The 24,054-nt window shown below is 64.0% G+C and carries 23 protein-coding genes, 1 tRNA gene and 1 pseudogene; 4 read left to right on the plus strand and 21 right to left on the minus strand.

The features are described 5' to 3' along the window. Window positions 1-76: 76 nt before the first annotated feature. On the plus strand, window positions 77-484 hold the full coding sequence (locus FJU11_RS14430) for a F0F1 ATP synthase subunit epsilon (protein WP_141167777.1): 408 nt from the start codon (window positions 77-79) through the stop codon (window positions 482-484). 72 nt (window positions 485-556) lie between these two features. Here the strand turns inward: FJU11_RS14430 and FJU11_RS14435 are convergent, their stop codons facing one another. The 13 genes from FJU11_RS14435 to FJU11_RS14495 all read right to left on the minus strand — a co-directional run bounded on the left by FJU11_RS14435 (window position 557) and on the right by FJU11_RS14495 (window position 12,647). Next, entirely contained in the window at window positions 557-1,078 is a 522-nt protein-coding gene (locus tag FJU11_RS14435) for an RNA pyrophosphohydrolase (RefSeq protein WP_141167778.1), read from the minus strand. Then, window positions 1,075-2,328 carry a divergent polysaccharide deacetylase family protein gene (locus tag FJU11_RS14440; protein WP_141167779.1) on the minus strand — a complete coding sequence of 418 codons (1,254 nt, stop codon included), beginning with the start codon at window positions 2,326-2,328 and terminating at the stop codon, window positions 1,075-1,077. Before FJU11_RS14440 ends, FJU11_RS14435 begins: the two co-directional genes overlap by 4 nt. A 175-nt stretch (window positions 2,329-2,503) precedes the next feature. Continuing rightward, window positions 2,504-3,850 (minus strand): S41 family peptidase, encoded by a 1,347-nt coding sequence (locus tag FJU11_RS14445; protein ID WP_141167780.1) that lies wholly within the window; start codon window positions 3,848-3,850, stop codon window positions 2,504-2,506. Continuing rightward, window positions 3,840-5,261, minus strand: coding sequence for a murein hydrolase activator EnvC family protein (locus FJU11_RS14450; protein WP_181408194.1), 1,422 nt, complete (start codon window positions 5,259-5,261; stop codon window positions 3,840-3,842). Before FJU11_RS14450 ends, FJU11_RS14445 begins: the two co-directional genes overlap by 11 nt. Window positions 5,262-5,403: 142 nt before the next feature. After that, window positions 5,404-5,889 (minus strand): 23S rRNA (pseudouridine(1915)-N(3))-methyltransferase RlmH, encoded by a 486-nt coding sequence (gene rlmH / locus FJU11_RS14455; protein WP_141167782.1) that lies wholly within the window; start codon window positions 5,887-5,889, stop codon window positions 5,404-5,406. A 101-nt stretch (window positions 5,890-5,990) separates the two neighbouring features. Further along, window positions 5,991-6,470: a ribosome silencing factor gene (gene rsfS, locus FJU11_RS14460; RefSeq protein WP_141167783.1), complete on the minus strand. Its 480-nt coding sequence runs from the start codon at window positions 6,468-6,470 to the stop codon at window positions 5,991-5,993. A gap of 69 nt (window positions 6,471-6,539) precedes the next feature. Continuing rightward, a complete protein-coding gene (locus tag FJU11_RS14465) occupies window positions 6,540-7,217 on the minus strand; it encodes a nicotinate-nucleotide adenylyltransferase (protein WP_235891043.1) in 678 nt (225 codons plus the stop codon). Then, window positions 7,214-8,497 (minus strand): glutamate-5-semialdehyde dehydrogenase, encoded by a 1,284-nt coding sequence (locus FJU11_RS14470; protein WP_141167784.1) that lies wholly within the window; start codon window positions 8,495-8,497, stop codon window positions 7,214-7,216. Before FJU11_RS14470 ends, FJU11_RS14465 begins: the two co-directional genes overlap by 4 nt. After that, window positions 8,490-9,686: a glutamate 5-kinase gene (gene proB / locus FJU11_RS14475; RefSeq protein WP_141167785.1), complete on the minus strand. Its 1,197-nt coding sequence runs from the start codon at window positions 9,684-9,686 to the stop codon at window positions 8,490-8,492. Before proB ends, FJU11_RS14470 begins: the two co-directional genes overlap by 8 nt. Beyond that, entirely contained in the window at window positions 9,679-10,746 is a 1,068-nt protein-coding gene (gene obgE / locus FJU11_RS14480) for a GTPase ObgE (protein ID WP_141167786.1), read from the minus strand. The genes proB and obgE overlap by 8 nt, the downstream gene beginning before the upstream one ends. A gap of 148 nt (window positions 10,747-10,894) precedes the next feature. After that, entirely contained in the window at window positions 10,895-11,539 is a 645-nt protein-coding gene (locus FJU11_RS14485) for a GNAT family N-acetyltransferase (RefSeq protein WP_141167787.1), read from the minus strand. A 126-nt stretch (window positions 11,540-11,665) separates the two neighbouring features. Further along, a complete protein-coding gene (gene rpmA, locus FJU11_RS14490) occupies window positions 11,666-11,935 on the minus strand; it encodes a 50S ribosomal protein L27 (protein ID WP_141167788.1) in 270 nt (89 codons plus the stop codon). Window positions 11,936-11,981: 46 nt separating this feature from the next. After that, entirely contained in the window at window positions 11,982-12,647 is a 666-nt protein-coding gene (locus tag FJU11_RS14495; RefSeq protein ID WP_141167789.1) for a 50S ribosomal protein L21, read from the minus strand. A 313-nt stretch (window positions 12,648-12,960) separates the two neighbouring features. Between FJU11_RS14495 and FJU11_RS14500 the strand changes: the two genes are divergently transcribed. After that, window positions 12,961-13,050: transfer RNA gene (locus FJU11_RS14500), tRNA-Ser, on the plus strand. Between the two features lie 130 nt (window positions 13,051-13,180). Here FJU11_RS14500 and FJU11_RS18640 read toward each other — a convergent pair. From FJU11_RS18640 to FJU11_RS14540, 8 genes and pseudogenes are all read right to left on the minus strand, one after another. Next, window positions 13,181-13,486 (minus strand): annotated as a pseudogene (locus FJU11_RS18640) (NmrA family NAD(P)-binding protein); the annotation flags it as partial. A gap of 366 nt (window positions 13,487-13,852) precedes the next feature. Further along, window positions 13,853-14,806, minus strand: a complete 954-nt coding sequence (locus tag FJU11_RS14510; protein ID WP_141167812.1) for an ABC transporter ATP-binding protein — start codon at window positions 14,804-14,806, stop codon at window positions 13,853-13,855. 53 nt (window positions 14,807-14,859) lie between these two features. Further along, window positions 14,860-15,837, minus strand: a complete 978-nt coding sequence (locus FJU11_RS14515) for an ABC transporter ATP-binding protein (RefSeq protein WP_141167791.1) — start codon at window positions 15,835-15,837, stop codon at window positions 14,860-14,862. Window position 15,838: 1 nt separating this feature from the next. Continuing rightward, the gene (locus tag FJU11_RS14520) at window positions 15,839-16,732 is read right to left on the minus strand and encodes an ABC transporter permease (protein WP_141167813.1); all 894 of its coding nucleotides are present in this window, start codon (window positions 16,730-16,732) and stop codon (window positions 15,839-15,841) included. A 39-nt stretch (window positions 16,733-16,771) separates the two neighbouring features. Beyond that, entirely contained in the window at window positions 16,772-17,746 is a 975-nt protein-coding gene (locus FJU11_RS14525; RefSeq protein ID WP_141167792.1) for an ABC transporter permease, read from the minus strand. A 14-nt stretch (window positions 17,747-17,760) separates the two neighbouring features. Next, a complete protein-coding gene (gene ggt / locus FJU11_RS14530) occupies window positions 17,761-19,371 on the minus strand; it encodes a gamma-glutamyltransferase (RefSeq protein WP_141167793.1) in 1,611 nt (536 codons plus the stop codon). Beyond that, window positions 19,368-20,222, minus strand: a complete 855-nt coding sequence (locus FJU11_RS14535; protein WP_141167794.1) for an alpha/beta hydrolase — start codon at window positions 20,220-20,222, stop codon at window positions 19,368-19,370. Before FJU11_RS14535 ends, ggt begins: the two co-directional genes overlap by 4 nt. 40 nt (window positions 20,223-20,262) lie before the next feature. Further along, the gene (locus tag FJU11_RS14540) at window positions 20,263-21,834 is read right to left on the minus strand and encodes an ABC transporter substrate-binding protein (RefSeq protein ID WP_407946729.1); all 1,572 of its coding nucleotides are present in this window, start codon (window positions 21,832-21,834) and stop codon (window positions 20,263-20,265) included. 220 nt (window positions 21,835-22,054) lie between these two features. Between FJU11_RS14540 and FJU11_RS14545 the strand changes: the two genes are divergently transcribed. Both FJU11_RS14545 and FJU11_RS14550 read left to right on the plus strand, forming a co-directional pair. Then, window positions 22,055-22,816 (plus strand): IclR family transcriptional regulator, encoded by a 762-nt coding sequence (locus FJU11_RS14545; protein ID WP_235891045.1) that lies wholly within the window; start codon window positions 22,055-22,057, stop codon window positions 22,814-22,816. Window positions 22,817-23,306: 490 nt separating this feature from the next. Next, window positions 23,307-23,999 carry a hypothetical protein gene (locus FJU11_RS14550; RefSeq protein ID WP_141167796.1) on the plus strand — a complete coding sequence of 231 codons (693 nt, stop codon included), beginning with the start codon at window positions 23,307-23,309 and terminating at the stop codon, window positions 23,997-23,999. Window positions 24,000-24,054: the final 55 nt, after the last annotated feature.

Genomic DNA, 24,054 nt, shown 5'->3' on the forward strand with positions numbered 1-24,054 from the left:
CGACGCATGAGCGAGCCGCGGCGGGCACGACCCGGCGCGGCCCTTTTTCCTTCTTCGCAAAGGCGATCGCGCGACCATGGCGGACACCTTCACCTTCGAACTCGTCTCTCCCGAGCGGCTTCTCGTTTCAAGCGAAGCCCGCCAGGCCGTCATTCCCGGCAGCGACGGCGAAATGACGGTCATGCCGGACCATGCGCCCGTGATGACGACGATCAATCCCGGCGTCGTGCGGGTCACGGACGGAAGCGGGACCGAAGAGCGCTACGTCATCTTCGGCGGCTTCGCCGACATCCTGCCGGCAAGCTGCACGGTGCTTGCCGAATCGGCGATCCATGTCGACGACGCGAACAGCGAGCAGGTCGAAGGCTGGATCAACGAAGCGCACGAGCGGATGGAAAAGATGGATTCGGAGGAGGAGAAGGCCGACATGGCGACCTACCTGCACCAGCTCTCGACCATCAAGAACACCGTCATTCCGGCCTAACGCGGCCGCGACTACACGAGACGAAAAAAAGCGGGCCGTCGAGCCCGCTTTTTTATGGCCAACGATCGTTGGCTACGCCCCGGCGAGCGGAGCGAAGACCGCAACGACCTCTTCGTAGACCGGTCGCTTGAACGGAACGATCAGCTCCGGCACGCGGCGCATCGGTGTCCACGACCAGGAATCGAATTCCGTCGGGTGGCCGTCGGGCGGCGGATTGACGGCGATCTCGCTCTCTTCGCCCTCGAAGCGAAAAGCGAACCAGCGCTGCTTCTGGCCGCGGTAGCGCCCCTTGAGCGCGGTGCCGAGCACCGTGTCGGGCAGCTCGTAGGTCAACCAGTCGGGCGCCTCGCCAACGAGCGTGACGGAGCGCATGCCCGTTTCCTCGTAGAGTTCGCGGTAGGCGGCCTGAAGCGGCTCCTCGCCCTCGTCGATCCCGCCCTGAGGCATCTGCCAGAGCATCTGCGAACCGTCGTTCTCGTCGTCGATCTCGACCTTGCGATGGCCGACCCACACTTCGCCCTCGCCGTTGAGCACCATGATGCCGACGCAGGGGCGATAGGGCATGTCTTCGCGCTTCGGTGCGCCATCCGTCATTCGGCGTTTCCTTGCAGTTGCGTGTCCGTGTCCGGTCGATGAACGAGGTGCGACACGCCGACGAGGCGGATGCCGTTCGCCTGGGCCGCCGCGGCCCAGTCGGCGACGGCGCTGATGGTCGTCGGAAACGCCGACGCGACGCCGATGGCACTGCCCTGACGGTGCGCGCGATCGGCGAGCTTGTCGAGCGCATCCTCGACCGCCGAGCGTCCCGACCCCTCGTCGAGGGTAAGATCGGCGACCGCGTAGGGCATGCCGATCCGTGCGGCCATCGTCGCCACGCGCGACTGGGCGGCGGAGCCGTCGTCGAGGAAATAGAGGCCTCGCGCATCGATGTCGTTCAGCACCGGTTTCAACGCGTCGGCGTCGGAAAGGAGCCGGCCGCCCATGTAGTTCATCACGCCGGCGTAGTTCGTGATGCGGCCCATGGCGCGATGGAGCTCGCCGAGCTCGTCCTTCGAGGCAGCCTCTGCGGTAAGCGTGTGCGGACCCGGGCTGTTGGCAGGGTAGCCGTAGGGCTGCATCGGCACCTGCAGGATGACCTCGTGGCCCGCCTTGCGCGCCGCCTGCAGCCAGCGATGAAGACTGTTGCCGTTCGGCGAGAATCCGAGCGTCACGCCGGACGGAAGTTCGTCGATCGCGCGCTGCGTTCCCGTCTGGCTGAGACCGAGGCCGCCGACGACGATCGCGACCGGCGCGCCGGATCCGGTCGCCGCCGTTCGCGCATAGGCGTCCATCGGCCGCGTTCCGTCCGGGCCCTTCACGGGAAGCGGCCCGAAGTCGGATTGGTGGGTCAGGCTGGCAGCGGGATTATAGGAAAGACCGCCCGTATCGTATTCGCCTGGGGCGACGACCGCCGGGCCCGTATCGTTTCCGCCGACATGCATCAGCTTCATGCCGTCGAGGCTCTGCTGCCCTTCGGCCGAAGCGCTCTGCATCGTGCCGGGGGTCGTTGAAGGGACGGGCCGTTTCGTCTCAACCGCGTGCGCGTTCGCCGGAGCCGGGCTCGCGGTCGACGGAGCGGCGGCGTGCTTCGAAGGAGCCGGGGTCGCGGTCGACGGAGCGGCGGCGTGCTTCGAAGGAGCCGGGGTCGGTGCGCTCGCGGAAGCCGGCTTTGCCGGTTCGCCCTTGCGGCTTGCGATCACGAGCGAGCCGTTACGGCCGCTTCCGAAGACGGGACGGTCGAGCGCGGTGAAGATCGATCCGCCGATGACGAGACCGGCGACGAAGACGCCGGCGAAAACGCGCAAGGCGGGTCGGCCGCGAGGTTCGCGCGGTGCCGGGGCATCCTGCCCGAGTGGCCTGTCGAGTTCGCTCCGCACCCGCCTCTCGCCTCGATCGGGCGTCTCGATCCCCGATCGAAGAGCGACGCCGCATAAAAAGATCGTGCCGACCAGGGGCCGGCACGATCGATCCTGTCAGACCTTACTTGCTCGAAGCTTGATCCGGCGTGTCCGCCTTGGCCTGATCCTTGTCGCTCGGCGGATAGGCCGCGTTCTTGGTCTTGCCGCGGATCAGGTCGAGCGCCGCGTTGAGCTGCACGTCGTCCTTCGGATCCGGCGGCACGTAGGCGAGCGAACCCGAACCCGTATTGGTTTCGTCCGCGCCCTTGATGTGGCCCTTCAGTTCGGTCTCGGCCGGCGCCTGGATCTTGTCCTTGAGATCGTCCGGAATGGGCTCCTTGATCATGATGTCCGGCTTGATGCCGGTGCCCTGGATCGACTTGCCCGACGGCGTGTAATAGAGCGCCGTCGTCAGCCGCAGGGCACCGTTCTCGCCGAGCGGAATGATCGTCTGCACCGAACCCTTGCCGAAGGATCGGGTGCCGAGCACGGTCGCGCGGTGATGGTCCTGAAGGGCGCCGGAGACGATCTCCGAAGCCGAGGCCGTTCCGCCGTTGATGAGGACGATCACCGGCTTGCCGTCCGTCAGGTCGCCCTTCGTCGCATTGAAGCGCCGGGTTTCCTCGGGATTGCGTCCGCGGGTGGAGACGACTTCGCCGCCCTGCAGGAACGCGTCGGAAACGTCGACCGCCTGGTCCAGAAGACCACCGGGGTTGAGCCTAAGGTCCAGGACGTAGCCCTTGATCTTATCCTTGCCGACCTTCTGCTGGATGTTCTGGATCGCCTTCTTCAGCCCATCATAGGTCTTCTCGGTGAACGAGATGACCCGGACATAGCCGATGTCGCCGATGACGCGCGACTTGACCGCCGCGACGGAGATCGTGTCGCGCTTGATCGTGACGTGGAGCGGCTTGGCGGCGCCTTCGCGGTCGATCGTCAGGTCGACCTTGGTGTCGACGGGTCCGCGCATTTCCTCCACGGCGTCCTGAAGGGTCATGCCGGAAACGGACTTGCCGTTGATCTCGGTGATCTTGTCGCCGGCGAGAACGCCGGCCTTCTTCGCCGGGGTGTCGTCGATGGGGGTGATCACCTTGATGGCGTCGTCTTCCATCGTGACCTCGATGCCGAGGCCGCCGAACTCGCCGCGCGTCTGCGTGCGCATGTCGCGCGCTTCTTCGGCGTTCATGTAGCTCGAATGGGGGTCGAGGGAGGAAAGCATGCCGTTGATGGCCGCTTCCGTCATCTTCTGTTCGTCCGGCTTGCGCACGTACTGCTCGCGCACGCGCTCGAAGACGTCGCCGAAGATCGACAGTTCCTTGTAGGTCTGCGATCCGGCCGCTTCGGCCGGCAGAGAGAACGATTGAACCGCACCCATGGCCGCCGCTCCGACCAGCGCGCCCGCCACGACCAGTGAGACTTTACGTACCATTCTTCACCCTTCCAGAAACTGTTTGCGTCCACCAGGGCGACGGATCGACCGGCTTGCCGTCTTTTCGAAACTCGATGTAGAGCGTCGGTTGTCCGGAGACTACCGCCAATGCCGAGGCGGCGGCAAGCCTCGTTTGCCCCATCTGCGCCACCGGCTCGCCGGCGACGACGAATTGCCCTTCGTCCACGTCGATCTCCTCCATGCCGGCCATGACGAGATGGTAGCCGTCGCCGACGTCGAGGATGACGAGTTCGCCATAGCTGCGGAACGGACCCGCATAGACGATCTTCCCGTCGGCCGGCGCCGTGACGACCGCGCCCGGCTGGGTGGAGACCATGATGCCGTTCAGCGCGTGGCCCGTGCCGTCGTCGTCACCGAAGCCGTGCACGATCCGGCCGGCCGCAGGCAGGTTCAACGCATGCTTCAGGGACGAAAACGCGTATGCGGGCGTAATGCGGTTTTTGTCGGGCAGGCCGTTCTCCACGCGCCGGCGGGCGGCCTGCAGCTCCGCTTCCGTCTCGGCGCGCCGGCGCTCCTGCGCAAGTCGCGCCTGGCGCATCGTCGCCTCGGCCGTATCCATCTGGCTGTCCAGCTTGCCGATGAAGTCCTGAAGGCTGCTCGCCTGGTCGGCGAGCCGCTTGGCCTCCTCGCTCTGCGTCTGCAGGCGATCGCGATTATGCGACTGCAGCGCCTTCTTCTTCTCGATCAGCAGGGAAAGCCGCGTTTTCTGCTCCGCAAGCTGGGAAAGCGTCGCCTTCACGCCTTCCTGCTGCTTGGCGATCGACGCCCGCACGGCGGCAAGCCGGTCGAGTTCGTCGAGAAGCGCGCGCATGCGTCCGCGCATCCTCGGCACGACCGAGCCGAGCAGGATGGCACTTCGCACGGACGAAAGCGCGTCCCGCGGCTCCACGAGCAGGGCCGGCGGCGGGTCCTGGCCCATGCGCTCCAGCGCGCCGAGCACCTCGGCAAGGCGCCCGCGATGCGCCTTCAAATTCGCGTGAATCCCGTCCTGCTCCGTCTTCAGCGCCGCCAGGCGGTCCTCGTCGTCGGACAGACGTGTCTCGAGATCCTTCTGCTGCGACGCCGCGGAGACGAGCTCGTCGCGAAGTGCCGCCCGATCCTTGGCGAGCCCGTCGATGCGTGCCTTGAGCTTGGCGACCTCGTCCTTCGAAAGCGACAGCTGGTTCGAAAGGCGGTCGATCTCCGCGCGCGTCTCACGCTTGCGCTCGGCGAGCGCCTCGGCCTGATCGTGCGCCTTCTTGACCAGCGCATCCGGATCGGTGGCATCGCCGGTCGCGGCGTCGTTTGTCGCGGTGGAAATCGGCTGTGCGACGTCGGTATTGTCGGAAGGGTTCTTCTCGGCACGTGCCGGCACGAGAAGAAGCGCAAGCATCGTCGAAAGCGCGAGCATCGTCGTGCCGCGAAAGGGCCACGGGCGGTCTCTGCGAGATGGACGAATGGCAGCAATCATCGCGATCGAGGCTACGGGTCGAAGACTTAAGGCGGCATTAACCATGACACCGACTGCCGGGTAAACACCCCTCGAACGGGCGCTATCCCGCGCGGTGATAGGGATGTCCGGCGAGGATCGTCGCCGCACGGTAAAGCTGCTCGCAAAGCATGACCCGGACGAGCTGGTGCGGCCATGTCATGCGTCCGAGCGCGATCGTCACGTCGGCACGCTCGCTCAACGCCGGATCGAGGCCGTCCGCCCCGCCGATCAGAAGGCTGAGCGAGGCCCGCCCGGCATCGCGGAAATCACCGATATGCGCGGCGAGCGCCTGCGAATCGAGCGGCTTGCCGCGTTCATCGAGCGCGAACAGGACCGTCCGTTCCGGCAGCGCGCGCGACAATGCTGCCCCCTCCTCGCGCCGGCGCGTGGCGGCATCGCCGGCGCGGCTTTCGGGAATCTCCACCGTGGTGTCGGGTTCCAGGCCGAGGCCGCGTCCGATCTTCGCCAGCCGGTCGGCATAGCGCGCCACGAGTTCGCGTTCCGGCCCGGCCTTCAGCCGGCCGACGGCGAGGATGCGCACGCGCATCGGTCTCTCCCTTCACCGGCCCGGCACGATTCCGGCTCGGCCCGTCCGTCCGCAGCGATCGAACGCGTCTTGCGGCGTCGTCCCTGCCGACGGGCTCGAGCCTAGTGCACGGTATCGTCGGCGAGATCCGGGATCATCCACATCTTCTCGAGATTGTAGAAATCGCGGATCTCGGGCTGAAACACGTGCACGATCACGTCGCCGGCATCGATCAGGACCCATTCGCCATGGTCGAGCCCTTCGACGCGCGCCGAGCCGAAGCCCTGCTCCTTGAGGGCGCCGAGCAACTGGTTGCAGACCGCCATGACGTGACGGTTGGACCGCCCGGTCGCCACGATCATATGGTCGCCGAGGGCGGACTTGCCCGATATGTCGATGGAAACGACGTCTTCGGCCTTTGCCTCGTCGAGGCTGTCGAGGACGATGCGAAGCGCCCGGTCGGCGATTTCCGTTCCGCTTTCCGGCGCTGTCGAGAACACGCTCTTGGCGTCTCCCTTGTGTGCTGTTCGCAGTGTCTTTCCTTCCCGTGGACGAACGAACCGAACCGGCTCATCGAAACTCGAAGCGATGCGCTCGAGCATCCGACTCCGGCTCACAAACAACGATGTAATCATAGCCTCGCAAAATTGAAGGTTTCAAGACGTTCCGTATCACGCTTCCGAATGCCCCGCCCGCCCGGAGCGCGTACGGCGCAATTCGGTGGACGACAGCGAGGAACGCGGACCGTGGATGAAGGTCCAGGCCGGCGGCCGCATCCGGGCGAGCGCGCCGGCGTCCTCCTCGTCCACGCGGGCGTTGCCGAAGGTCTTCGCGAGCTTGGCCGAAAGGAAGGACAGCGTCGAGCCTGGCCGGTCGATCACGGCGATCGGCAGGCGTCGGACGATCTCCTGCCAGTTCTGCCATCGGTGGAAGCTCGCAAGGCTGTCCGCGCCCATGACCCAGACGAAGCGCACGCCGCGGTTTCGCGCCTGAACGAGCGCGATCGTCTCGGCGGAAAAGTTCAGCGTCCACGCGGCCTCGAACGCGCTCACGCGGATGCGCCGGTCGTGGGTCAACGCTTCGCTGAGCGCGATGCGTTCGGGAAGCGGCGCCAGTTCCCCGTGGTCCTTCAGCGGATTGCCGGGGGTGACCATCCACCAGAGCTGATCGAGCCCGAGCCGCCGGACGGCGATCTCGGCCACCAGCCGATGGCCGGCATGGGGCGGATTGAACGAGCCGCCGAAGAGACCGACGACAAGCCCCGGCTCGGCGCGCGGAATGCGCAGATGACGACGCGCGACCGGCTCGACCGGCCGGATCGCGCCCGGCGCTACGGGACGGACCGTCAAGGCCGCGTCTGACCGCTGCCGCGCACGCGGTACTTGAAGGAGGTGAGCTGTTCCACGCCGACCGGCCCGCGCGCATGCATCTTGCCCGTGGCGATGCCGATCTCGGCGCCCATGCCGAACTCGCCACCATCAGCGAACTGCGTCGAGGCGTTGTGGAGCAGGATCGCCGAATCCACCTCGTCGAAGAAGCGTTCGACGACGGTCGCATCCTCGGCGAGGACGGCCTCGGTATGATGCGAGGAATAGCGCTCGATATGGGCGATCGCCCCTTCGACGCCTTCGACGAGCGCCACCGAGATGATCGCGTCGCCGTATTCGGTGGACCAGTCCGCTGCGACGGCGGGCGCGACGTCGGCGAAGAGATCGACCACCGCGGCCGAGCCGCGGACTTCGCAGCCCGCCTCGCCGAGCGCTTCGATCAGCGGGCCGAGATGCGTGCCGGCGGCGCGATGATCGACGAGCAGCGTTTCGGCCGCACCGCAGACCGACGTCCGGCGCATCTTGGCGTTGACGACGACGGCCTTCGCCATGTCGAGATCCGCCGAGGCATCCACATAGACGTGGCAAAGGCCCTCGAGGTGAGCGAACACCGGCACGCGCGCATCGTTCCTGACGCGCGCGACGAGGTTCCTGCCGCCCCGCGGCACGATGACATCGATATTTCCGTCGAGCCCGGCGAGCATCTCGCCGACGGCCGCGCGATCCGTCGTCGGCACGAGCTGGATCGCCTCGCCCGGCAGGCCGGCCGTCTTCAGGCCTTCGACCAGGCAGGCATGGATCGCCCGCGAGGAGTGCACCGAGTCCGAACCGCCACGCAGGATGACGGCGTTGCCCGCCTTGACGCAGAGCGCACCGGCATCGGCGGTGACGTTCGGCCGGCTTTCGTAGATGACGCCGATAACGCCGAGCGGCGTGCGCACCCGCTCGATCTTCAGCCCGTTCGGGCGGTCCCAGCTCGCGATCACCGAGCCGACCGGGTCCGGCAGGTCGGCGATGGCGTCGATTCCCGTGGCGATGCCTTCGATGCGGTCCGCATCGAGCGCCAGCCGGTCGACCATCGCCGCACCCATGTCGCTCTCGCGCGCTGCCGCCACATCGCGTGCATTGGCTTTAAGGATCGTATCGCTCGCCGCCCGGATCGCCTCGGCCATGGCGAGAAGGGCCGCACGGCGCCGTTCGCCACCCAAGGTCGCGAGCGGGCGGCTTGCGGCACGCGCGGCTTTGCCGATCCCGTCCATGATTTCGGCGGTCGAGGCGTTTGCCGCCGTTTCGTCAAGCATCGGCATGTCCCTCCGCTTCGCCCCGCGGCAAAGCCAGTCCAGCGTTTTCCTTCGCGGGCTCGCCCGAGCCTGTCAACACCATGTCATCGCGATGGACCATGGCCGCCCGGCCGGCGTAACCGAGAACGGCTTCGATTTCACCGGACTTGCGACCGGCGATCAGCGCCGCTTCCTCCGAATCGTAGCTCGAAAGCCCGCGCGCGACCTCGCGCCCGTTCGCATCGGTGATCGCGACCCCGTCGCCACGCCGGAAACGGCCGGAAACGGCGCGAACGCCGGCCGGCAGCAGGCTCTTGCCGGCCGTAAGCGCCCGTTCGGCGCCCGCATCGATGACGAGGCTGCCACCCGGCACCAGCTGACCGGCGATCCAGGTCTTGCGTGCGGTCACGGGCGTTCCGGCCGGTGCGAACCACGTCGCGCGCGCCCCGTCGTCGATCGCCGCCAGCGGATGGTCGAGCTTGCCCGAGGCAATGACCATGGCGCATCCGGCGGCCGTCGCCATGCGCGCGGCGTCGATCTTGGTGCGCATGCCGCCGCGCGAAAGCTCCGAACCGGCATCGCCGGCCATCGCCTCGATCTCCGGCGTGATGGCGGATATGTGCGGCAGATGGCGCGCATCCGGGTCGCTGCCGGGCGGCGCCGTATAGAGCCCGTCGACATCGGAAAGAAGGACGAGGCAATCCGCGCCGCTCATCGTCGCCACGCGTGCGGCCAACCGGTCGTTGTCGCCGTAGCGGATCTCGCCGGTCGCGACCGTGTCGTTCTCGTTGATGATTGGCACGGCGCCGAAACCGAGCAACTGGCCGACGGTGGCGCGCGCGTTCAGGTATCGCCGTCGCGTCTCCGTGTCGCCGAGCGTGAGCAGGATCTGGCCAGCCGCAAGGCCGTGATCGGAAAGACGCTCCGACCAGGCACGTGCGAGTGCGATCTGACCGACGGCCGCCGCCGCCTGGCTTTCCTCCAGCTTCAGCGCGCCGGCGGGAAGGCCGAGAACCGAACGCCCGAGCGCGATCGCGCCGGAGGAGACGACGAGCACGTCCGCACCCGAAGCTTTCAGTGCCGCCAGATCGCTGCACAGGGAATCGAGCCAAGCGCCCTTCAGCCCGCAGCGGCGATCGACGAGCAGCGCCGAGCCGATCTTCACCACCACGCGCCGAAAGCCAGCGATCCGCTCACCCTTTTCAGGCATCGCCGTCGGCTTTCACGGGGCCTTCGTCGGGAACGGCTCCGAAGCGACGCACGGACCGCGCCTCGATCTCCTTCGCAGCGTCGATGGCACCGCGCACGGCGCCGAGAACGGGCCTGAGCCCCGTATGTGCGGCAGCGGAAAGCACGAAGGGATCGCTGCTGCAGACGGCTGCGAGCGACGCTCGCTTCTCCGCCAACGTCTCCTCGTCCACCACGTCGATCTGCGAAAGGCCGACGATCTCCGGCTTGTCCGCAAGGTCGTGCCCATAGGCTTCGAGTTCGTGGCGCACCGTGCGGTAGGCGAGCGCGACGTCCTCCTCGCGCGCGGAGACGAGATGGATCAGCACGCGCGTGCGCTCCACATGACCGAGGAAACGATCGCCGATCCCCACACCCTCGTGCGCGCCTTCGATAAGGCCGGGAATATCGGCGATGACGAACTCGCCGTCGTCGAACGAGGCGACGCCGAGATGGGGATGCAGCGTCGTGAAGGGATAGTCCGCGACCTTCGGCCGGGCGCGCGTGACGGTCGCGAGGAAGGTCGACTTGCCGGCGTTCGGCAGGCCGACGAGGCCGGCATCGGCGATCAGCTTCAGCCGCAGCCAGATGGTCTTTTCCTCGCCTTCGAGACCCGGATTGGCGCGCCGCGGGGCCTGGTTCGTCGACGTCTTGAAATGGGTGTTGCCGAAACCGCCGTTTCCGCCTGCCGCGAGGCGGTAGCGCTGGCCGACCTCCGTGAAGTCGCAGATCGGCGTTTCGTTGTCCTCCTCGAAGATCTGCGTTCCGACGGGGACCTTCAGCGTCACGTCCGCGCCGCGCGCGCCGGTGCGGTTGCGCCCCATGCCGTGCATGCCGATCTTCGCCTTGAAGTGCTGCTGATAGCGAAAGTCGATGAGCGTATTCAGGCCGGCGACGGCCTCCGCCCAGACATCGCCGCCCCGCCCGCCGTCGCCGCCGTCCGGGCCGCCGAACTCGACATATTTTTCGCTCCGGAACGAATGGGAGCCGGCGCCGCCGTCGCCCGAGCGGATGAAAACGCGTGCCTGATCGAGAAACTTCATGGTCGAAACGCCATCCTTGCCGGGCGCGGCCCCTTCGGCCGGGCCGATCCCGCACCGGAACGAGCGTTACAGGCCCGCCCCTTCACGGTCAAAACCTTTGCCCGGCGGACGGAAAGCCGCCCGCCGGTCGTCACATCCTCCCGGTCGCCTACGTCGAGGCGATGGCGGGCTTTCCCGACCAGCTGCGCAGCGAGATCCACGTCGTCCGGTCGAGCCTGTACCAGCGCACCGGCACCTGCCGCCCGAGCGCCAGCGAAGCCACCGTCGTTTCGCCCTGGTACTGGAGACCGCATTTTTCGATGACCCGCCTGGACGCGGCGTTCGTCACGCGGCAGCGCGCATGCAACCGGTCGATGTCGCGGGTGCGAAAGGCCATGTCGACGAGCGCATGCGCCGCCTCCGTCGCGTAGCCCTTTCCCCAGAACGGCGCGCCCAGCCAGTAGCCGAGTTCCAGCGTATCGGCTTCCGGCTGCGGATCGAGACCGCAACAGCCGCAGAACGTGCCCGTTTCCGCCAGCGTTACCGCATAGACGCATTTGCCGATCGCGCCCTTTTTCGCGTTTCGGACGAAATCCACCGCGTCCTTGCGCGTATAGGGATGCGGCATGCGCGAGACCATGGTCGCGATGCGGGCATCGTTGGCGAGATCGGCAATCGCGTCGATATCCTCGACGTGCGGCGGCCTGAGCACCAGCCGCTCGGTCAGGAGGATCGGACATTCGGGCGAGAGACGTTCGCCGGGTCCGGGACTGCTGTCGTCCCTGCTCCGGCTCCATTGGGGATCGGCTTGCATCGTCGGCTCCTTCCTCGGTCCGAAAGAAAAGGGGGGATGGTCTGCCCCATCTCCCCCTTTCGGACTTCGTGGCCTGAACGATGCGGCCGGGTCGATGAGACGCCGGCTGATGTTCGCGGATGCCGGCTATTCCGCTGCGTCTGCCTTTGGCATGACGGATACGTAGGTGCGCCCGTTCGCCTTCTTTCGAAACGAAACGTTGCCTTCCGCCTTCGCAAAGATCGTATGATCCCTGCCGAGGCCGACATTCGCACCCGGATGCCAGCGCGTGCCGCGCTGGCGCACGATGATGTTGCCTGCGAGCACGGCCTGGCCGCCGAACTTCTTGACGCCGAGGCGCTTGGACTCCGAATCGCGCCCGTTGCGCGAGGAACCGCCGGCTTTCTTATGTGCCATGGTTCTTTAACTCCTTGAATTCCTGATACCGTTCGGGTCGAAAGCCCTACTTGGCGAGTTCCTTGGCCTGCTCGCGCCAATCCTGAAGCTGCGCGGCGCTGAACGGCATGGCCTCGTCGACGCGCTCGATGTCGGCATCGGAAAGGCCGGCGATCTGCACGAACGTGGTGATGCCTTGCTCGTTGAGCTGCTTGGCCGCCACCTTGCCGACGCCCTTGATCTTGGTCAGGTCGTCGCCATCGCCGACCGGTGCGGTGAAGAGCGCGCCCTTGTCCGCCGGGGCGGCGTTGGAAAGCGTCGGCTCGCCCGGCTGACCCGCCTTCGTATCGGCCTTCGCGCCGTCCGTCTTCGAAGCGGCCGGCGTCTTCGTCGCGCTTGCCTTCTTCGAAGGTTCGGCGCCGTTCGTCAGGATCTCGCCGATCTTCACGACCGTCTGATGCTGGCGATGGCCGCGCGTACGCTTGGAATTCTGGCGGCGGCGCTTCTTGAAGGCGATGACCTTGCGCGCGCGGCCCTGGTCGACGACTTCGGCCATGACCCTGGCACCTTCGACGAAGGGCGTGCCGACGGTGGCGTCCGCGCCCTCGCCGACCATGAGCACTTCGGCGAACTCGACGGTGTCGCCCGCCTCGCCGGCGAGTTTCTCGACGGTAAGCACGTCTTCCGCACCGACGCGGTACTGCTTGCCGCCGGACTTGATGACTGCGAACATTTTGGACCTTTCCCGTGTTCTCAAACGACCTGCCGGCAGGCTATGGATGCCAGGCCGGCGACCGTCTTCTTGTCAGTCGATTGCATCCGCAGGATGCGCCGAAACCCGACGCACCACAGGCGCCCCTCGATCGAGAGCGCACCACGAATAGAGCGCACGCGAGACGAGGTCCCGCATGCGAACCCGCGGGCAATACGAACACGCGCATGAAAAGTCAAGCCGACAAGCCGATTCCGCACCCCCTCCCCTTGCCCCGCTCCCCCGCAATCGCTAAGAAGGCGCCCGCGCCGAACAAGCGCCGACCGGACCCCGCGGAGAGGTGGCAGAGTGGTCGAATGCACCGCACTCGAAATGCGGCATACGGGCAACCGTATCGTGGGTTCGAATCCCACCCTCTCCGCCACTCTACCCTGTCAAGTTACTGTAATTGCGTGTTTTTCTGTATTTTGTCGAACGTGCAGCACCAATTTACCCCACACTTTGGTTGCGGTGGTCGTTTTGCCAATTACGGGTATCGCTGCGTTGCGAGGTGCGCGCGCTGTACCGGTCCGCGATGCGAGGCATGAGAGCATGGCATCGAACCGCTCGCCCCGAATGCCGTCGCGCGCAAGCGACGCGCCGTCCGTCACGTCGCACGGGCGAACGTCCACTCCCGATAGGCCCAGATCAGTTGTAGAACACGAAAGGCAGTCCGCGTGATCCGGCTGGGTCCGGACGAGACAGACGACGTCATGCCCCCGCGCTACCAGCGTTCGCACGGTCGCGCGCCCGATCGTGCCGGTGCCACCGAGGACGAGAATACGGCACGGCTGCGCATCCTCCGCTTGATCGATCATCATCGCGTCAGATTAGGCGAGTTCACGAAAAAGAGCGAGGAATGGCCAACCAACCCGTCGTACTTTCAAGCGTAAGCCGATAATCGAACCAGACTGCTCTCGACTGGCTGGTGGGACACATTTGCGGGCCGTGAGCAGGCTGTCCGGTTTCGGCGGCGGCGTCGGAAAAGCTGCCCCTAATGATCCAACGTAAGCTAATTGTAATCGTTCGGGCAGCCGTGATCTTCTCGCAAAATCTGTCGTTCATTGGGACGGAAAGCGGAGGTGAGGGATTGTGATAGCATGATCGACAAAGCGGCCGACCATCAGGGGCTCAATATTCAGATCCAAAATCTTTTTAATCAATTCCTGCGCTTTTTAATTAACCGGTCATTCATTGAGGTGGCACGCGGAAAGGTGCGCGTTACCCAAAGACTTCAACTTCGGCACATCGACCCTGCATCGGTCCATGACATACGGGCAGCGGGTGTGGAAATGGCATCCGGTCGGGGGTGAGAGCGGGCTTGGAAGTTCCCCCTTGATCGGCTGGAAGCGGCGCTTGGTCGTGTCGATGCGCGGAATTTCAGACAGAAGTGCCTGTGTGTAGGGGTGGTTCGGCCGGCGGAACACCTCCTCAGTTGGCGCCTCCTCAACGATCCTGCCGAGGTACATGATCAACACCCGATCGGAAATATGCTCGACCACGCCGAGATCATGGCTGATGAAGACATAGGTCAGGTCGAGTTCGCTGCGCAGGCGCGTGAAGAGGTTGAGGATCTGCGCCTGTATCGAGACGTCGAGTGCTGCGACGCTCTCGTCACAGATCAGAAGTTCGGGCTGCACCGCCAGCGCACGCGCAATGTTCACGCGCTGCCGCTGACCGCCGGAGAATTCGTGCGGCAGCCGCTTCTTCATCGTCGGATCGAAACCGGCCATCTTCAGATAGGCGTCGACGTAGTCCGCCCGCTTGCCCTCAATGAGGCCGTGCGCACGCGGTGCCTCGCCGACGATGTTCTCGATCGACATGCGCGGATTGAGCGCTGCCATCGGGTTCTGGAAGATCATCTGAGTGCCTAGCCCGGCAGCGGCGTCATTGGCCGAAGCCCGCTTTCCGACCGAGCGGCCGTTCCAGCGCACCTCGCCGGCCGATGGCTTCAGAAGCCCTGCCATTACCCGGCCGAAGGTGGATTTCCCGCAGCCGCTCTCGCCGACGACGCCGACGACCTCGCCGCGCGCAACGTCGAGAGAGACACCGTCGAGCGCGTGGACGATGCCCCCCGGCTTGGCGAGTTTCAGACCGATCGCCATCTTCGCGGCGATGTCCGGCTTGCGGCCGAACCGCATTGCGATGTCGCGCGCTTGCAGGAGGGGTGTGGCGCTTCCGCTTGCGGGAGACGTCAAGAGTCGGATCCTCCGGTCGGATGGAAGCAGCGGTAGCCATGATCACCCTGCCATTCGATGCCCGGCACGACGAGGCAGGCGTCGTCGGCGCGTAGACAGCGGGTGCGGAAACTGCAACCCTGCGGCAGCCGTGCAAGGCTCGGCGTCATGCCGGGAATCTGCGCCAGCGGCTTTCCGCGCGTGTTCTGGCTCGGCACGGAGGCGATCAAGCCACGCGTATAGGGATGGCGGGGCGCGGCAAGCACATCATGGGCGCTCCCCGTCTCGACGATGCGTCCGGCATACATGACAGCGATCTCGTCTGCGAGGCGCGAGACGATGGCAAGATCATGGGTAATCCAGATGACCGCCGTGCGGTTTTCTTCCGCCAGCGTCTGGACCTGCGCGATGATCTGCGCCTGGATCGTCACGTCGAGGGCGGTCGTCGGCTCGTCGGCGATGATCAGGTCGGGCCGGTGAAGCATGGCGATGGCGATCGCCACGCGCTGACGCATGCCGCCCGAAAATTCGTGCGGATAGGCGGCAAGGCGTTCTTCCGGGCTCGAGATACCCGCCTGGCCCAGCGCATCGCGCGAACGCTCGCGCGCCTCGCGATCCGGCACGGGTTCATGCGCTTTGATCGCCTCGATCATCTGCGTCCCGATCCGCAGCACGGGATTGAGCGTCATCATCGGATCCTGGAAGATCATCGCGATCCGACGGCCGCGGAGACGGCGCATCTCTTCGCCCTGAAGCTTCGCAAGGTCGGTGCCATCGAACAAGATGCTGCCGGAAACGATCCGACCCGGCCGGTCAACGAGTCCCATGATGGAGAAACCGGTCACGGACTTGCCGGACCCACTTTCCCCGACGAGGCCGAGGATGCGGCCTCGATCGAGTTTCAGCGACACTTCATTGACTGCCCGCAAGCCGGCGGGCTTGCCATGGGCGGGAAACGCGGTGACGAGATTCCGTATGTCCAGCAATTGCGTCATTCTAGACGTTCCGCGGATTGAGGATGTCGCGCAGCCGGTCGCCGACCAGGTTGATCGAGACGATCGTCAGCAAGAGCGCGATGCCCGGGAAGAAGCTGATCCAGTATAGCCCCGACAGGAGATACTGATACCCGTTGGAAATCAGCATGCCGAGCGACGGCTGGGTAACCGATGCGCCGAGGCCGAGGAAGGACAGCGTAGCTTCCAGGCTGATGGCGCGCGCCACTTGCATCGTGGAAATGACGATTACCGGCGCAAGGCAGTTCGGCAGCAGGTGGAAGAAGAGGATTCGCCACGTCGGCAGCTTCAGGCAGCGAGCCGCCTCGATATATTCCTTCTCGCGTTCGACGAGAGCCGTGCCGCGGACCGTACGGGCATAGGTTGCCCATTCGGCGATAATAAGCGCGATGATCACGTTGGTTACGCCGTTGCCGAGCGCGGCGAGCATCATCAGCGCCATCAGGATCGTCGGGAACGAGAGCTGGAGATCGACCAGCCGCATCAGGAAATTCTCGGTACGCCCACCGACATAGGCCGCAAAAAGCCCGATGAGGGTACCGATGCTTGCCGCCGCTAGAGCGGAGAGAACGCCGACGAGAAGCGAAGTACGCAGGCCGAAGAGAATGCCGGAGAAGATGCCGCGCCCCTGCCCGTCCGTGCCGAGCAGGAAGTGTGTACCCATCATCGATTCCCCGCCAGGAGGCAGGCGCCCATCCATGATGCTGATCTGGTTTAGGTCGTATGGGTTCTGCGGGGCGATCTGCGGCGCAAAGACGGCGGCGAGAACGATCATCACCAGAAGGGCAAGGCCGACCACGGCGCCGGGCGAGGCGAAGAAAGAACGCCAGAGATGCCGCCCCTCTTCCGCCGGCGCTTCCGGCTGAGGCTCGACGATTGCACCGTCCGTGCTCTCTGCAAGATTTGGGTTCACAGTCTATCCCTCCGCGCCAATCCGGACGCGCGGATCCAGCAGCGTGTAAAGCACGTCGACGATGAAGTTCAGGCACACGAACAGCACAACCATCATCATCAGGTAAGCGACGACGATCGGACGATCGAGCATCTGGATGCTGTCGATGATGAGCTTGCCGACGCCCGGCCAAGCGAAGATGCTTTCCGTGACGACCGAAAAGGCGATGAGCGATCCGAACTCGACGCCGATGACCGTGACCACAGGGATGAGCAGGTTCTTCAGGACATGGACGCGGACGATGCGGCCTTCGCGAAGCCCCTTGGCGCGAGCGAACTTGATATATTCCTGAGGTAGGATTTCCTGAACGCCGGCGCGGGTCAAACGCAGCACGAGCGACGTTTTGAAAAGCGCCAGGTTGAGCGCCGGCAAGAGCAAGTGGCGCAGACCGTCGAGGGTGAGGAAAGACCACTGGACACCGAAGAGTTCGGCCGTTTGCCCGCGCCCGTTCGAGGGCAGCCAGCCCAGTTGCACGGCGAAAATCAGGATGAACATCAACCCGACCCAAAACGTCGGCAACGAAAACCCGAAGATCGAACCCGTCATGATCAACCGGGAGATCGGCGAGCGAGGACGAAGCCCCGCATACATGCCAAGCGGGATGCCGATGACGATCGCGATGACCAGAGCGGAGACCGCAAGTTCGATGGTTGCGGGCAAGCGTTCCAGAATCACGTCGAGCGCCGGCCTACTGTAGACAAAACTGTTGCCGAAATTGCCGTGCAGAACGCCGGTAACGAAAACGAAATATTGGTCCCACAGCGGCTTGTCCAAACCGAGATGGGCAATGAGCCGAGCACGCTCCGCCTGGTTGGCGTCCGGATTGATCAGAATGTCGACCGGATTGCCAATGACGTTCACGCCGATGAAGACGATGATCGTCATCGCGACGATAACGAACAGAGCCTGGATCAGCCGGCGGACAATGGAAGCGAACATCCCGTAACCGCCGTTCAGCCGACCGAGATGGCCATGCCGTCGCGCTGCGGATCGGCCGCACCGCGCGAGATACCGTCATCGATACGAATGGCGTGCAACGCCGCGAAGGCATAAGTCTGAGGTGAGCGTGACACCGTATACCCCTCCTCGCGCATGGTCTTCTCGACCGCGCGGGTGATGCGGTTGCAGATATCGAGCGTGTTCGAGACGCCGACGATGCGGGGTGCGGAGACGGCCTCGTGAATGCTCATGTCGAAATCGACCATGTTCATGATGCCCTGTGCCACGGTAGGCGCGATATAGCTTCCGCCCGGTGCGCCGATAACGATGAACGGCTCGTCGCCTCGAAACACGATGGTCGGTGCCGCCGAACTCGCTCGCCGTTTGCGCGGGGCGATCGATCCGGCGCGACCCGGCCGAGGATCGAAGCGGCTCATCGTGCCATTGTACATAAAACCCAGTCCTTCGGTGATCGCACCGGAGGGACTGCCGAGCGTGTGGGTCATCGCGACGGCGTTTCCGTCGCGGTCGATGACCGAGATATGAGTCGTGTCTCGCTGTGACAGGTCGAGACGCTCGACGCTAGCGCGCTCGCCCTTGCGGATGCTCTTTGCATGGGCGCGCGTGTTCTCGTCGGAAAGCAAGCGCTCCACGGGAACCTCCACATAGGCGGGGTCCCCCATGTGGGCATCCTTGTCGCGGGTCATGCGTTTCATCGCTTCGAAGAGGATGCGCACATGCTCCGCGCCACCGTGGCGCATCTTCGCGATGTCGAAATTCTCCAGGATCCTAAGGAGCTCGAGCATCGGAAAGCCCGAGCCCGGCGGCGGGCTGGTGGCGATGCGATGGTCGCGATATGTCGCCTCGACCGGGCGCGCCTTGCTGACTTCATATGCGGCAAGATCGTCGAGGTCGATCAGTCCGCCACTGGCCTTGAAATCGGCCGCGATCTGTTCCGCGATTTCGCCACGATAGAAGATGTCGGAGCCGCCGCTCTCGGCGACCCGTTCGAGCGTAGCGGCGAGATCGGCATTGACCAGTCGATCGCCGACGGACCGCAGCGATCCGTCCTCATGGAAATAGACCCGGCGGCCGGTTTGCGAGTAGGCAAGCTTGTCGCGTGTGTTCACCTGCCCGTCGGCGGTCTGTTCCTTCGTCCAGTACCAGTGCATGTGCGGACGGATCATGAAGCCGTCGCGGGCGATCCGGGCTGCAGGCGCGATCAGGTCCGCCCACTCAAACGTCCCGTAGTCGCGCAGCGCCGTCTCGTATCCCTTCAGCGATCCCGGCGTGCAACAGGCAAGATAGCCGATCTCGGAAATGTTGTCTTCGAGCACGAAGCCGAAGCCATCGCGGCTTTGGCCGAGAAGCTTGTCGAGCCACATGTCGGGCGTGGCGGCAGCAGGAGCGAGCGCATAGAATTCGAGAATCTCATGCACGCCGCGCTTCGGCATGTAGACCTGCATCGAGCCGAAGCCGCCGACTCCGCTCATCTGCGGGTCGACGACACCCTGAACGAAGGCGCAGGCGAGCGCTGCGTCGACGGCGTTGCCGCCGCGTTCGAGAACTTCGGCGCCGGCCTCCACCGCCTCGGGCTGCGGCGCTACGATCGTGGCGTTCTTCATGCTGCGCGCCTCCGGGCAAGGGTCTCTGCCAAAAAGTCCTTGACGCGGTCGAGGACCTTCATGCGGTCGTGCGCGACCCCGGGCACTTCATCGAATGTGATATTCACCCCGGCGGCCTCAAAGGAACGCGCCAGCGTTCGCAGACGCTGCCCGCGCGTTTCTCCGGCGTCGTTTGCGCCATCCATCCAGTATTTTGATCCTTCTTTGTGGGTGATCTCCCACGTTTCCAGGTCCAGCCCGCCGACGACCATCTGCACCGGCACGCGGGCGAGCGCCTTGGCGTCGAAGGGCTTGCCGAAGCGTTCCGCGACGTCACGGATGCCGACCCACCAGTCGCGGCCTGGATCGAGCAGCGTCACCGAGCCCGGCGCGCCGATACTGGCCGCCCACAGCCGCTCGGGATGCAGGATGGCAAAGCGATGGGTGAAGTGCCCCCCGCCGGAAAAGCCGAACATCGCGAAGCGGCTCCAGTCCTGGCCGTATTTCTCGGCCATCTCTTCGACCATGGAGAGAAGGATGCTGTCGTAGCGGATGTCAGCTTCTTCGATGTATTTGTAGCCGGATCGCGCGCCGTCTCCCCTCACGTTCATCGGGAAGATCGGGCAGAGCACCGCGCAGTCGTGATAGCGGCCGAACTCGGCGAAGCCGTCGCGAAATTCGATGGCCGAGGTGCGGCCCGTCCCATGCACGGCGACAAGAAGATCGATCTTCCGCCCGTCGGAGGCAGCCGGCGGCACATAGAGAAGCATGTGGAAGCGCGGATCGAAGGATGACGCGAAGATCGCGGTATGACCGTAGTCATAGATGGCGCGCGCACGCGCCGCGGCCGCGGATGTGCCAAGTTCCTGCATGGATTTCCCTTGAACGGAGAAGAAGGAGGATAGCCGGCGGTCAGGCCGGCTTGACCTCATATGCGAGCGTGTACTTGTCGCCGCGCGGCTCGTATTTGATCGTCTTCTTTGCGCCCATGACTACGTTCTCGTAGTGCATCGGCAAAAGATAGAGGTTGTTGAAAGTGATTTCCGAAACTTCCTCAAGGAGCGGCGTGCGCTTCTTCTCGTCGAGCGTACGGGTCGCCTCCTTGATCAAAGCATTGAGTCTCGGATCGTCCACGCCACCGGCATTATACCGACCGGTACCTGCCTTGGAATCGCGTTTGGCAACGAGCGCCAAAGCCGGATTCGAAACTTCGCCCGTGTTGATACCCCACGAAGCCAGATACACGCCGTATAACTTGTCGTTGTATTTCTCCGAATAGACCGCCCACGGCATCACGTTGACCTTTGTCTCGATACCAATGCGGGCAAGGAACTGGCCAACCGCCTGAAGCACCTGGCTGTCATCGACGTAACGGCCAGATGGACCGTGCAGCGTCAGCCGAAACCCATCTTTCCAGCCAGCTTCGTCCAGCAGTTTCTTGGCTTGCTCCGGATCATACTTGACGGGTTCGACGTCGTCGGAATGTCCGGCATATCCCTCCGCGACGAACTGGTGGGCGACGGTGCCGTTGCCTTCCATTACACGATCGACGATGGCCTTGCGGTTGATCGACATCAGCATAGCGCGACGGACTCGTTCATCCTTGAGCGGGTTCTTGTCGAGCGGCGAGCCGTCCTTGGCAGTGATGTCCGGTGTCTTGTCACGCTCGATGTCCATTCCGAGAAACACGAGCCGTGTCGACTGGCCCCGGATGATATCGAACTTGCTGCTGCCCTTCACGCGGTCGATGCCCTGCGCGGGAAGGTTCTCGATGAGATCCGCATCGCCGGACAGCAGGTTCGCCAGACGCGCACCATTGTCGGGCAGGATGCGCAGCGTCACCAAGCTCCAGTGGGCCGGCCCTGCGAAATAGTCTTCGTTACGCGTAACCACCAGGCGATCGCCGGGCATATAGGACTTGTATTTGAACGGACCGGTGCCGACCGCCGCTTTACCGCTGTCGAACTCAGATACATCGGCTTTGGCGTACTTCGCGCTGATGATGCGAATGCGGCTCAGCGAGTTGAGGATCATCGGATCCGGCACAGTCGTCTCAACCACGACGGTATGCGGATCCTTTGCGGTGACCTGCTTGATGTTGCGCGTGTAGGAGGCGAAGGACTGGCTCGGCTTGTCGCGTGCCCGCAGAAGCGAAGCCACCACGTCTTTGGCGGTAAAATCGCTTCCGTCGTGGAACTTGACGTTCTTCCGCAGGACGAATTCCCAGTGCGTGTCGTCGGTATTGTTCCAATTGGTCGCGAGTTGCGGATTGTTCTCGGCCTTGCCGCCACGGTTGATCAGGCTGTCGAAGATGTGTCGGCTCGTCGCATTGTTCGGCGAATTGGACTGCTCGTGCGGATCGAGGGTGGTGAAGGGCGCGGCAACGCCGATGGTGAGAGCGGTATCCTTGGCCTTGGCGAGGCCTGGCATCGAGGCCGCTGCGGCCAGGATCAACGAGCCTCGCCCAAACTCGCGTCGCGTTATCGAGATACCCATTGCATCACTCCCCGTTTTTCATCGCCTAAACTTTGTATCTCGACCGGCACTGCCAATGCCGATCATTTTCCCGAGTACAGCAAAGGGGTTTTCGGCTTGTCAAACCGGAAAAACGTTGCGTATTAACTGGTGATACGCTTACGACGCCTGATTTATCGCAGCCAATACGACGTTGGGATGACAAGTTCAGAAGACGACTCGAACACCAGTGAATGAAGATAATCGCTATGTAATTCAATCTGTTGACGCGGCGCTGGTCGTGCTGATGCAGGTTGCTCGACGGCCGGGATGCGGCGTTTCGGAGATCGCGCGCCGCGTCGGAGAGACGAAAGCAAAAACCTTCCGGCTGTTACGTACACTGGAACGACACGCCATGGTGTTTTGCGACGCTTCGCACGGCTACCGGCTCGGTGACGCCATTCTCGTTCTCGGCACTGCCGCCTCCGGGCAGATCGATCTGGTCAAGCTGGCGAGCCCGATCATGGAGGATCTGGGGCTCAAGGTGAACGAGACGGTGCAACTTCGCCTGCGGGATGATGCCGAGGCGCTCTGCATCGCCAAGTTCGAACCGTCACGGGATCTACGGGTGCACGCGGTGATCGGCAGGCGCAGGCCGCTCTACGCGGGCTCGAGCAAGGCGATCCTGGCGTTTCTTCCTCCGGCAGAGCGCGATCGCCAGCTTCCGGAGAAGCTGATCGCGTTCACCAGGAACACGTTGACACGGCGTGACCAGTTGGAAGAGGAGGTCCGCCGTATTCGGGCAGGCGGCTATTGCGTCAGCCGAGGCGAAGTGAGCGACCAGCTCGTTTCGGTCTCTGCGCCTGTCTTCGCTATCGACGGCAGCATCATAGCCTGCCTGAACATCGCGGCGCCATCGTTCCGAACACAAGATTCCGACATCAATCGGTTTATCAAGTTGGTGACGCAGGCCGCTGCTTCTGTATCAAGGGGACTGGGCTACACAGGCTGACGGTCTCAACGAAGGCTCAGAGCTTCTTGAGTCGTGAGGCATGCAAGGACTGATTTCCCCACTTCGCCGTCTGGACGTGCATGGCGAAAAAGCCAACCAATCAAAGCCGTCCTGGTTTGTGATTGCATCGGCAGTTTTGGTGCCGGGTGCTGACAGTCCGGTTCTGGGTATCGCTCGGCGGTAAGCTGCCGTTCTGGATCTGCCTCATCAGGCAAAGTTTTGCCTCGTCAGCTTGACGACCTATTGCAGCTATCGGCGTCACGCTGGCGACGAATTTGACCCTAAACGGACATTTGGAGCGTATGCCGATTCTTAGTTTCGTTAGGTTGAGCTCGGTCTTTGCGATGCCAGCGAGGTTCCTTTATAGCGCCGATGAAATAAGGGCAAATAGGAACGCGGTGAAGTAGCGGTCTGTCTTGCTGATCTCGTGGCGATTGTCCTTGGTATTGGCGCGGGTATGTATCTCATCGCACGCGGGGAGGTAAGCGACATGAGAAAAACGGATCCGGATGATGTTCGCAACGACTTTGCTGCCGGGTTGGCAGACGTGGTCTCGTTTTATGACACGGCCTTCGCCGCCGTGACAGGGGACAAGGATCGTACTCTGCTTGTTGAACACACGTTCCTTGCGGCCGCCGTGCTTTGGGAAGGCTACGTCAGCGATCTGCTCATCGCGTACATCAACCGCGACACGACCCGCTTCCGACAACACCTAAAAGACGCCCTCGAAGCGGGTATGAGTACCAAGCAGAAGACCATTTACACCAACTATGCCAGCCTCTCGGTGCCGGTGCATATCAAGAAGGGCGACATAATTGAGCTCGTCGATGCCGGCGGCAACAACATCACATTCAGCCATTTTGGCGAGCTAATCGAAGCTGCGAACAGATGGCTTGTGCCTGCATCAGCGGGTCGGATCACAGGACGTACGGCAGCTCAGAAGGCGTCGGTTAACGCGTGGATCGCGATCCGCAATCACATCGCACATCGGTCAGAGCGATCAGGCAAAGCGATGAACGCTGCCCTGGCCAAGGGGGAGCTTCATGGCACCGGCTTGGGAAGAGTCGGTCCGAATGCAGTCAACCACGTCGGTTCATTCCTGAAGTCCACGCCAGTCGGGATGCAATCGCCCCGCATCAAGCTGTACCTTGATGGTATGAGCGCAATCGCGGCCTTCATCTAGGGGGTCAAGGTACTCTGAGACTCGGGACCGTTCGTGTCGCTCGTTTCGGTAGGTA

Source organism: Pararhizobium mangrovi, assembly GCF_006516965.1.
Taxonomy (GTDB): Bacteria; Pseudomonadota; Alphaproteobacteria; order Rhizobiales; family Rhizobiaceae; genus Pararhizobium_B; species Pararhizobium_B mangrovi.

Coding starts and splice junctions, on each gene's coding strand:
- rsfS (WP_141167783.1), bottom strand. CDS start 6,470: ATGCTCGAGCGCATCGCTTCGAGTTTCGATGAGCCGGTTCGGTTCGTT.
- FJU11_RS14430 (WP_141167777.1), top strand. CDS start 77: ATGGCGGACACCTTCACCTTCGAACTCGTCTCTCCCGAGCGGCTTCTC.
- FJU11_RS14535 (WP_141167794.1), bottom strand. CDS start 20,222: ATGCAGGAACTTGGCACATCCGCGGCCGCGGCGCGTGCGCGCGCCATC.
- FJU11_RS14495 (WP_141167789.1), bottom strand. CDS start 12,647: ATGTTCGCAGTCATCAAGTCCGGCGGCAAGCAGTACCGCGTCGGTGCG.
- FJU11_RS14485 (WP_141167787.1), bottom strand. CDS start 11,539: ATGCAAGCCGATCCCCAATGGAGCCGGAGCAGGGACGACAGCAGTCCC.
- rlmH (WP_141167782.1), bottom strand. CDS start 5,889: ATGCGCGTGCGCATCCTCGCCGTCGGCCGGCTGAAGGCCGGGCCGGAA.
- FJU11_RS14445 (WP_141167780.1), bottom strand. CDS start 3,850: ATGGTACGTAAAGTCTCACTGGTCGTGGCGGGCGCGCTGGTCGGAGCG.
- FJU11_RS14510 (WP_141167812.1), bottom strand. CDS start 14,806: ATGCGGTTCGGCCGCAAGCCGGACATCGCCGCGAAGATGGCGATCGGT.
- FJU11_RS14525 (WP_141167792.1), bottom strand. CDS start 17,746: ATGTTCGCTTCCATTGTCCGCCGGCTGATCCAGGCTCTGTTCGTTATC.
- FJU11_RS14515 (WP_141167791.1), bottom strand. CDS start 15,837: ATGACGCAATTGCTGGACATACGGAATCTCGTCACCGCGTTTCCCGCC.
- ggt (WP_141167793.1), bottom strand. CDS start 19,371: ATGAAGAACGCCACGATCGTAGCGCCGCAGCCCGAGGCGGTGGAGGCC.
- FJU11_RS14450 (WP_181408194.1), bottom strand. CDS start 5,261: ATGCTCGCGCTTTCGACGATGCTTGCGCTTCTTCTCGTGCCGGCACGT.
- proB (WP_141167785.1), bottom strand. CDS start 9,686: ATGCCTGAAAAGGGTGAGCGGATCGCTGGCTTTCGGCGCGTGGTGGTG.
- FJU11_RS14550 (WP_141167796.1), top strand. CDS start 23,307: ATGAGAAAAACGGATCCGGATGATGTTCGCAACGACTTTGCTGCCGGG.
- obgE (WP_141167786.1), bottom strand. CDS start 10,746: ATGAAGTTTCTCGATCAGGCACGCGTTTTCATCCGCTCGGGCGACGGC.
- FJU11_RS14470 (WP_141167784.1), bottom strand. CDS start 8,497: ATGCTTGACGAAACGGCGGCAAACGCCTCGACCGCCGAAATCATGGAC.
- FJU11_RS14435 (WP_141167778.1), bottom strand. CDS start 1,078: ATGACGGATGGCGCACCGAAGCGCGAAGACATGCCCTATCGCCCCTGC.
- rpmA (WP_141167788.1), bottom strand. CDS start 11,935: ATGGCACATAAGAAAGCCGGCGGTTCCTCGCGCAACGGGCGCGATTCG.